6 protein-coding genes are annotated in these 7,564 nt (G+C 27.8%); 5 read left to right on the forward strand and 1 reads right to left on the reverse strand.

What is annotated here, in order from left to right:
* Positions 1-61: 61 nt before the first annotated feature.
* Entirely contained in the window at positions 62-307 is a 246-nt protein-coding gene (locus JJE11_RS10710; protein ID WP_124996827.1) for an AbrB/MazE/SpoVT family DNA-binding domain-containing protein, read from the reverse strand.
* Positions 308-1,405: 1,098 nt separating this feature from the next.
* On the opposite strand from JJE11_RS10710, the gene JJE11_RS10715 reads away from it, so the two are divergent.
* The 5 genes from JJE11_RS10715 to JJE11_RS10735 form a co-directional block, all read left to right on the forward strand.
* Entirely contained in the window at positions 1,406-1,996 is a 591-nt protein-coding gene (locus JJE11_RS10715) for a DUF1836 domain-containing protein (RefSeq protein WP_291635409.1), read from the forward strand.
* An 891-nt stretch (positions 1,997-2,887) separates the two neighbouring features.
* Positions 2,888-4,099 (forward strand): arginine deiminase, encoded by a 1,212-nt coding sequence (gene arcA / locus JJE11_RS10720; protein WP_291635411.1) that lies wholly within the window; start codon positions 2,888-2,890, stop codon positions 4,097-4,099.
* Between the two features lie 111 nt (positions 4,100-4,210).
* A complete protein-coding gene (gene argF, locus JJE11_RS10725) occupies positions 4,211-5,209 on the forward strand; it encodes an ornithine carbamoyltransferase (protein WP_291635414.1) in 999 nt (332 codons plus the stop codon).
* 168 nt (positions 5,210-5,377) lie between these two features.
* Positions 5,378-5,584, forward strand: a complete 207-nt coding sequence (locus tag JJE11_RS10730; RefSeq protein ID WP_291635417.1) for a hypothetical protein — start codon at positions 5,378-5,380, stop codon at positions 5,582-5,584.
* 366 nt (positions 5,585-5,950) lie between these two features.
* Positions 5,951-7,564: hypothetical protein (locus JJE11_RS10735; RefSeq protein ID WP_291635419.1), on the forward strand; the 1,614-nt coding region annotated here is incomplete at its 3' end.

The following is a 7,564-nucleotide window of genomic DNA, read 5'->3' on the forward strand; positions in this document are numbered from 1 at the left end:
ATAAAAAGGAATCCTATAGATTATAGGATTCCTTTTTATTTATGTTAGTAGATTATTAAGTTTATTTTTCTTGTTTAAGTTGTTCAAGGCAAGGTTTGCATATATTTTTACCTCTGTAGTTAACTACATCTCTAGCATCACCACAGAAAATACAAGCTGGTTGATATTTTTTTAGAATAATTAGCTCACCATCAACATAAATTTCTAAGGCATCCTTTTCGGCAATATCTAGAGTTCTTCTAAGTTCTATTGGTATAACAATTCTTCCGAGTTCATCGACTCTTCTTACAACACCTGTTGATTTCATAATAAATCCTCCTTAGGGATAACAATTTCCGACATTTTAATATTGAAATATTAATAAAACTGACGTTTAAAGTCAAATTTTTCACTAGATTAATTTAGTTAATATTACAAAATTAATATTAAATTCCATCTAAAGTTAATATACTACCATATAATACAAATGTCAATATAATTTTTAGAAAAAATACATATTTTTACTATAGTCGTTAAGTCTTTTAAATGAATAGATTAAGCTAATAAATCTTGTAAAGTCAGTAAATACAATGTACTATTGGTTTTTTAACGCGAAAATATATAAAAAGTAAAATAGTAATTTTATGGATATATATATGATTATTTAAAAATATATGTCGAAGGGTTGTACTACTAAGCAAAAATATCATAATTCGTTGGAATAAGAGAAAAAATAAATAGCATAAAAAGATAATAATTTATAGAACATAAACTATTAGAAATAGCATTTATTCCACACAAATATTAACAGATTATGCAAAGGGCATAGTCGTCAATGTGGATAAAAAACTTGTCACAATTACTTTTAATATGTTAGAGCCTTTAAATAAGGCATTTACATATTAATTATATAATCCACAGCTTCTGTGGATTATATGTTAAAAAATGTGGATAACTTAATTATATTGTTTAGAATCTACATATTTGTAATATTAAATGTGAATTAAATCAAATTGCATAAGGGAAGGGCATAAAAAAAATTTAGTAGATTGCTTAAATTTGCAATAATAAAATTTTTAACGATTTTTAAGTTAATAATTTATCTTAAAGCATTAATGATTCATTTAAGATGAAAAATCACATAAATTTTTTAAATTCTAAATTTAGTCTAGAATAGAAAGACTAACTATTCCATTTTTTAATTCATTATCACAGTTGATTCAGTTGAACCTTATTTGTATGAAAATATGAAGTTATTTGTAGATATTCAGTTAAATTATGTATGAAAAATGCAAATTATAAAAGAATATAGAAAATAACTTGTAATAGGGTTATATATACCTTACAATTTAGGTATAAATAAATTTGTATGTTTTAGAGTACAAAACTGTTATTTATTTAGGCAATTAATTTTGGAAGGTGATAAATGGTGGATAAGGTTAAATTTAATCTCGAGAATATAAACTTATTATCAAAGCAAATATCAGAAAGTAGCATAATTCCTTATGAAGAATTACCTCAGTACGACTTATTTTTATCTCAAGTTATTGATTACTTAAATGATAGATTTGTTGCTGATAATTATACTAATAATATAGTACAAAATTATATAAAGAGCGAAGTTATATCAAAACCAGAGGATAGTAAAAAAAGAGGTTATACAAAATTACATCTTGCTCAGTTAGTATTACTTAGTTATATGAGACCAATACTTACATCAGAAGAAATTAAAAAAGTTTTTAGGTTAGCTTTTAATGAAATTAATAATAGAAGTGATGACATTATTTCATGGGAGAACGCTTATAAAATTTTCTCTGATATGCAAAAGGAAAGCTTTGATGGTTTTGCAAAAAAACAATTGTGTGATAGAGCTAAATTACAAAAGACAATTGATGCTTTAGATTTAAAAGAAAGCGATGAGGAAAGGATATCAGTGTTTTTAGTGGTAATGACATTAGTATCTCAAGCCAGTGCCATAAAAAAATTAGTACAAAAAATTGTAGAAAATTACAATTGAAAAAATAAATATCTAGTTGTTATTTATTGAAGAAAACCTTAAAAAAAGTAAAAGATCCTATAAAATATAGGTCTTTTACTTTTTTTATAAAAAACTAGCTGATGTAATATGTTTACTGGGAATAAAACTATATATTTAGGAAAAAATAATAATTGTATTCTATAGATTATAGACTATAATTATTATTTTCCAAGATATAATTATATACTAGCATATCACAATAAGTGATTTATTTGATTTTTTTAACAAGAACTATTTGAAGTACTTGCTGTTGAAACCTTAAAGGAATCTCCAAAAATGCTTTTATTATACATAATTTTTGAATCTTCAAAAACAAATGAGGACTCCTTATCTACAACAAATTTAATCCCGTTTGCTGATTCTACAATATCATCTTCTTGTTGTTCATCCAGAACAACACCTAATATTGGGCCGCCTCAACCAAAACCTCTTATAAGTAATCTAACAGAAGATTTACCTTTTTTCTCGAGGTGTTGTATTAAGGCATTTTTTGTAATATCATTAAAAGAAATATTCATACAATTGTCCTCCTTGTACCCGATAGGGGTATATAATTTATTATAGGTCTTATATATTATTATGTCAAATTAAATATAAAAATATAAATAAAATTATATTAGCTAAATGTATATATATGATTTACAGAATTTTTTTTGTATTTAAGAAGGTTGCATAGAATTATAATGAATTATTATTAAGTGGAAGGGATACTTAATAATATGAAATTACATCAGTTGACAAGCATTGTATAAGGGGATAATATAAAAATATGGTTAATTTTATATGAGGTAAAATTTAAAAGAAATAAAATTTAATAAAAAGATTCTGGAACAAAAATTGTTTATTATTTTAAATAGGAGGCAAAGGGAGATGGGTAATAGAAAAATCAATATTTATTCAGAAATAGGAAATCTAAAGACCGTCCTTATACATAGACCTGGAGAAGAGATTGAAAATCTTATACCGGAATATTTAGAAAGATTTTTATTTGATGATATTCCATTCCTAAAGGTAGCGAGGCAGGAACATGATAATTTTGCTAGGATACTAAAGGAAAATGGTGTGGAAACATTATACCTCGAAGATTTAGCTGTAGAAGCATTAAAAGAGTCGTCAGTTAAGGAACTATTTTTAAATGAAGTTATAGAGGAATCTGGTATAAATGAGACGCAAATCATAACATCTTTAAAAAAGTATTTATATTCTATGCCAGAAAGAAAAATGATAGATAAGGTTATGGCAGGAATTAGAAAAAAAGAAATAGATATTAAAGAACATTATGATGAATATCCATTTATAATGGATCCTATGCCAAATCTATATTTTACACGTGACCCTTTTGCATGCATTGGGAAGGGAATAAGTTTGAATTCTATGAAAACTAAAACAAGACGACGTGAAACAGTGTTTGGAAAATATATTTTTAAATACCACCCAGAGCTAAAAGATTCAGGTATTCAATTATGGTACGACAGAAACGAGGTATCTAATATTGAAGGTGGTGATGAATTAATTTTATCAAAAGAAATAATTGCAATTGGTCAAAGTGAAAGAACTGATAAAGAAGCGGTTATAAATATTGCTAAAAACATATTTGAAAAAGGAGAGAGTTTTAAAACAATTCTAATATTTGATATACCGAAAACTAGAGCTTTCATGCATCTAGATACAGTATTCACGATGATTGATTATGATAAATTTACAGTTCATCCAGGAATAGAAGGAATACTCAGGGTTACGGCAATATCGTATGATCATAAGAATAAAGAATTAATAACTAAAGAAGAAGAGGGAAGTTTAGAAAAAATACTTTCTAGGTATTTAAAAAAAGATATTACTTTAATACGTTGTGGCGGCGGAGATAAAATTATATCAGGAAGAGAACAATGGAACGATGGATCAAATACTTTAGCTATATCTCCTGGCACCGTAATAACTTATGAGAGAAATTATATTACTAATGAGATTTTAGATAAAAACAACATAAAGGTTATTGAAATACCTTCTGGTGAACTATCAAGAGGTAGGGGTGGGCCAAGATGTATGTCTATGCCGTTCTATAGGGAAGATTTAACGACTTAGAAGAAGTCGATTTAATATAATGATGAAATAATGCTTAATGATTACTTTTAGTATATAATTAAAGAAATCATTAAGAAAATTAGAATTAAAGATAAGAGAGGGGAATTTATTATGTTTAACTTAAGAAACAGAAATTTTTTGACGCTTATGGATTTTTCACCAAAAGAGATTAATTATTTTCTAGATTTAGCAAGGGATTTAAAAAGAGCTAAATATGCAGGCACAGAAACTCAAACATTAAAAGGTAAAAATATCGCTCTAATATTTGAGAAGAGTTCAACAAGAACAAGATGTGCTTTTGAAGTAGGTGCACTTGACCAAGGAGCACATGTAACTTATCTTGGACCTACAGGAACTCAAATTGGCAAAAAGGAATCTGTAGCAGATACTGCTAGAGTTCTTGGAAGAATGTATGATGGAATAGAATATAGAGGATATGGCCAAGAAATAGTTGAAGACCTAGCAAAATATGCAGGAGTACCTGTATGGAATGGCTTAACAACTGAAGATCATCCAACACAAATTCTTGCAGATTTTCTAACGGTACAAGAACACTTTGATAAACCATTAAGCAGCATTGTGTTTGTATATACTGGAGATGGAAGAAACAATATGGCAAATGCTCTTATGATAGGAGCCTCGAAGATGGGGATGGACTTTAGAATAGTTGCTCCAAATTCATTATTTCCTGAAGAAGCACTAGTTAAAAAATGTAGAGAAGTAGCTAAGGATACTGGCGCAAAAATTACTATTACTGATGATGTAGCACAGGGAGTAAAAGGTGCAGATGTTATATACACTGACGTTTGGGTGTCCATGGGAGAACCAGATGAAGTTTGGGAACAAAGGATTAGTGTACTAAAACCATATCAAGTTAATAAAGAAATGATGGATTTGACACATAATAAAAATACTAAATTTATGCACTGTCTACCAGCATATCATGATTTAAAAACTGGGGTTGGTAGAGAAGTATTTGAGAAATTTGGAATGAATGGTGTTGAAGTTACGGATGAGGTATTTGAAAGCTCAGCTTCAATAGTATTTGATGAAGCTGAAAATAGGATGCATACAATAAAAGCAGTCATGGTGGCAACATTAGGAAATTAATGTAGCTGCTTCGTCAAGTGATAATTAATAATAAAAAACCTTTGGATTTATTCTGAAAGAAAACATATAAAAAAATAAATCAAACTAAATGACATTTTTAGCATAAATATTGATATAACATAATACTTATTAATTTATAGTTAATAAATATTAAAGGGGTAGATGTATATGCTAAATAAGGTACCAACATTAATTTATGATATGTATGGGGACAAAGTAGAAGTTATGAATTATACGAAAGTTTTTTTTGAAAATAAGAATGAAGAGGGATATGTACTTCATGTAGAGCAACACGATAAAATTACATCTATAAATGAGTTTGATCTCGAAAAAAGAGAAGATAAGTATTATTGTACTAGGAAGCTTTTTAGCTAGCTAAATTTTTTAATATAGTTTTTTTACCAATAAGGTATTCAATCATGCAGGCTTAATAATTGACAAAGCCTGTGTGATTTTCTGCGTTTGTAGTAAAATAATATATTTGTAGTATAATTAAGTAAAGATAACAATATTTTAGCTTAGGAAACGGAGAATATTCCCTATATATATGTGTGAATTAATAGATAAAAAATGTAAACGATATAATTTATTGAAGTTCATAGTTTATACACTGTTAAATTCACCTAAAATGGTTTATAATTTTATAAATCGGCATTTGATTAGCAATGGGTCTGGAGAAAGGTATGTTTATCTAATTATAAATATCAGGATAATCACAATAAATGATACAGGGGGTAAAATATGCTAAGCCAGCAAGAGAAAACAATGGTTTTAGAAAAATTTACAGAAGAAAACCAACCTATAGAAATAATAAATGAATTAAATAGTGGAGAATCTGGCGCAGCAGTATATACTGTGGAATTTGGTGAATCTCGTAAATTAGGAGTTTTAAAGATTCAAGAAATGAATGAAAGTGGACTACATAACAAAGCGTTTTTGCAGTCAAGAGAGAATTCTATTGAAGGATATATCCCGAAAATTATTGATGAAGTGGAAATACAATGTCAAAATAATTTAAGGAGATTTGGAGTCTTATATGAATTAGCTGGAGATAATGTATTAGGAATTAAAACGCTGAAATATTCACTTGAAAATGAATTAGCATTGGTTAAGCAAACGTCAGAACAAGTAGCTAAATTTATATATAATTGGAATAAACCGCATACTTCTGAAATTAAATCGCCTATTGAAATAATGAAAACTTCCTTAGGCTATAGATTTATGGATGAGAAACTTATAAGAGCTTTTGAGGCCTTAATGATTGATGAAGATAAAAAATGGTTAGTTATTGATGGAGTTGATAAATTTTTTCCGAATCCATATAAATTTTTTACAGATGAGGATGTGTGGCACGGTAGTGAGGTGAAATATCTGCATTCTTGTATACATGGTGATTTTCATGGAGGGAATATAATTGTTTCAGTGAAGAAACCATCAATTATTGATTTTGGAAGTTACCAAACTCATAGTAATATTTTTTATGATACAAGATATTTAGAATTACATTCACTAATGGATTATTTAAAATTTGATAACAATAAACAAAGAAAATTTTGGATTAGTTTATGTGAGGAATTAACGAAGAATGTTAAGTATGTTGATATACCAGATGGAGATGGGGCTAGTATATTAAGAGATATAATACCGGAATTGAGACATGGTATAGATTATTTGCTCTCCGATTCTAGAAATAAACTATATGAGCCATCTTTTTATTTAGCTGGAGTATCTGCAGGATTAAATTTCATTCGCAAAACTAAGGATGCAAATAAAAGAATGGCAGCAATGATATATACAATGTATAACTTAAGAGCAGTTTTAAAACATGAACTTATAGGATTATATAGCCCTAGCCTATCATCAAGCATGGGTGTTCAGTGGTTTTTAGATGAAACGTCTATAAGTAATTATCTAGATAAGGAATCAATATACAAGGTTGATGAAAAGGCATATCATATTTCAGGTATAATTAAAAATAAATCTATAGAACTTACGGTTGAGCCTATTATAAATTTAAACACCGGCATGGTTAAATCATTAGAAATACTAGTTAGGGATTCAAGATTAGAATTTTTCCCGGATGAAATGTTTGAAAAAGCTAGACTTACTGGAGAATTAGAAAATCTTACTATGTTAGCTTGTGATAAATTAAGTAATTCTCTAAATAAACTTGGACCATTTATTGAAGAAGGATTATTTTTTAAGCTTCAATCAGATACAAGTAGACATACTATAAAAAAAGTCATGAAGAAATTACAGGGGACAAACTTAGTTTTAGAAATTACTCAACGTATACCAAGAAGTGCATTCTGGCGCAATTTCGCTCATGAATTAAAATTTAAATTAGCTATGGAT

It is taken from the genome of Clostridium sp. (assembly GCF_016650095.1).
Classification (GTDB): Bacteria; Bacillota; Clostridia; order Clostridiales; family Clostridiaceae; genus Clostridium_AD.